The sequence below is a fragment of the Faecalibacterium butyricigenerans genome, from assembly GCF_020687345.1.
In the GTDB taxonomy this organism is placed as follows: domain Bacteria; phylum Bacillota; class Clostridia; order Oscillospirales; family Ruminococcaceae; genus Faecalibacterium; species Faecalibacterium butyricigenerans.
Genome location: NZ_JAJEQL010000068.1, coordinates 1 through 2161, shown reverse-complemented (window position 1 = coordinate 2161; position 2161 = coordinate 1). Strand labels below are relative to the sequence as shown.

2 protein-coding genes are annotated in these 2161 nt (G+C 60.0%); one reads left to right on the top strand and one right to left on the bottom strand.

The window, feature by feature from the left end; translation table 11 throughout:
• The coding region (locus LKD23_RS12760) for a chromate transporter (RefSeq protein ID WP_227621946.1) at positions 1–509 on the top strand (509 nt) is incomplete at its 5' end.
• A gap of 114 nt (positions 510–623) precedes the next feature.
• Here the strand turns inward: LKD23_RS12760 and pepT are convergent.
• Complete coding sequence (gene pepT / locus LKD23_RS12755) at positions 624–1841, bottom strand: peptidase T (RefSeq protein WP_227621945.1); 1218 nt, start codon at positions 1839–1841, stop codon at positions 624–626.
• Positions 1842–2161 lie beyond the last annotated feature (320 nt).

The window sequence follows — 2161 nt, the reverse complement described above, 5'->3', positions numbered from 1 at the left end:
CTGGCGGCTACGCCGCCATTCCGCTGATCCAGAGTCAGGTGGTGGAGCAGCACGGCTGGCTGACCATGCAGGAGTTCACCGACCTTGTCACGATCGCGGAGATGACCCCCGGCCCCATTGCGGTCAACGCGGCGACCTTTGTGGGACTGCGGATCGCGCAGGTGTCCGGAGCCATCGTCGCAACGCTGGGCTGCATCACTCCGGCGCTGTTCTTTGTATCGCTCCTGTCCTACATCTACCGCAGGTACAAGAACATTTCCCTGCTGCAAAGCGTTCTGGCCTGCCTGCGGCCGGTCATCGTGGCACTTATCTTTGGCGCAGGGCTTTCCATCCTGTCGATGGTGGCGTTTGGCGGCGATGCAAAGACCCTCGCCCATCTGGACTGGGTCGGCATCGGCAGTTTTGCCGCGGCTTTTTTTGCGCTGCGGAAGCTCAAATGGAACCCCATCCTGACCATGTGCCTGTGCGGCGTGGCCGGGCTTGGGCTGCATGGTCTGCTTGGGATATGACCGCAGGATAAATGGCCCGGAGATGCTTCTTCGGGAAGAGGAGGCAGAGACTCGGTTCTGCACAACAAAGGCCGCCCCGGACAAGGGCGGCCTTTGTTGTATCATTTTGTATTATTACTTAGAGTAAAGCTCTACGATGTTCAGCAGGATCTCGGTGGCCTTGTCCATCCGCTCGACGGTGGTGCACTCGCAGACGCCGTGGAAGTTGAAGCCGCCGGTGCCGAGGTTGGGGCAGGGCAGGCCCTTCCAGCTCAGAACAGCGCCGTCGGTGCCGCCCCGGACGGGGATCTCCTCCGGGGTCAGGCCGGCCTTTGTGATGGCCTTGCGGGCGGTCTCCACAAGGTGGAAGTGGGGCTTGATCTTCTCCAGCATATTGCGGTAGCTGTCCTTGATCTCGACTTCCACCGTGCCGGGGCCATACTTGCAGTTGAGGTAGCAGGCGATGTGGAGAAGGTTGTCCTTCTTGAACTGCAGCTTGCCGATGTCGTGGTCGCGGAGGATATAGCCCAGCTTGGCCTCGGTGACGTCGCCGTACATCTGGCACAGATGGTAGAAGCCCTGATAGCCCTCGGTCGTCTCAGGGCGGGCCATGGCGGGCAGGGCCATGTGGAACTCCATCGCCACGTTGGAGGCATTTATCATGGCGTCCTTGGCGCTGCCGGGATGGACGGAGAAACCGTGGACCGTGACGGTGGCAGAGGCGGCGTTGAAGTTCTCATACTCGATGCCGCCCACGTCGCCGCCATCGACGGTGTAGGCGAAGTCTGCGCCGAAGCCCGGGATGTCGAAGAGGGAAGCGCCCTCGCCGATCTCCTCGTCGGGGGTGAAGGCGATGCAGAGTTTGCCGTGGGGCAGCTTCTTCTGGATGATGGTCTCGGCGGCGGTGAGGATCTCGGCCACGCCGGATTTATCGTCTGCGCCCAGCAGGGTGGTGCCGTCGGTGGTGATGAGGGTCTCGCCCTTCAGCTCTTTCAGGAAGGGGAAGGTGGAGGTCTTCATGACCATACCGGTGCCGGGCAGGACGACATCGCCGCCGTCGTAGTTTTCGTGGAGGATGGGCTTGACGTTCTCGCCGGAGGCGTCGGGGGCGGTGTCCATGTGGGCGATGAGGCCCAGCGCGGGCTTCTTCTCGCAGCCCTTGGTGGCGGGGATGCTGCCGTAGACGTAGCAGTGCTCGTCCACAAAGGCGTCCTCGATGCCGATGGACTTCATCTCCTCCACCAGCAGGTGGGCCAGATCAAATTCCCGCGCGGCAGAGGGGTGGGTGCCGGATTCGGGGTCAGAGGTGGTATATACTTTGGCGTATTTCAGAAGTCGCTCGTAAGCACGCATAAGTAAAGCTCCTTTATGTTTTTTCTTTATGATACCCTTTTTGAGGGCTTTTTACAAGAGGGGAGGGCGTTATAAGGATTTTCAGGTGGGTGCTGCGCGCCTGAAGCGCGGGTTAAATTGCTGTTGCGGTAAGGCTAAGTTCTCTTTTGCGTGCCAAAAGAGAACCAGAAAAGCACCCGCTACTTTCGAGGCGCGGGAGGCACGAGAAAGGGGCTGCTCGTCCCTTTCAGACCCCAAAGGAGTTGTCGAAGCACAAAAATGCTAGCCGCTTCGCTAAACGCATTTTTTGTACTTCTCCGGTTTACGGCTCCGCCGATGGT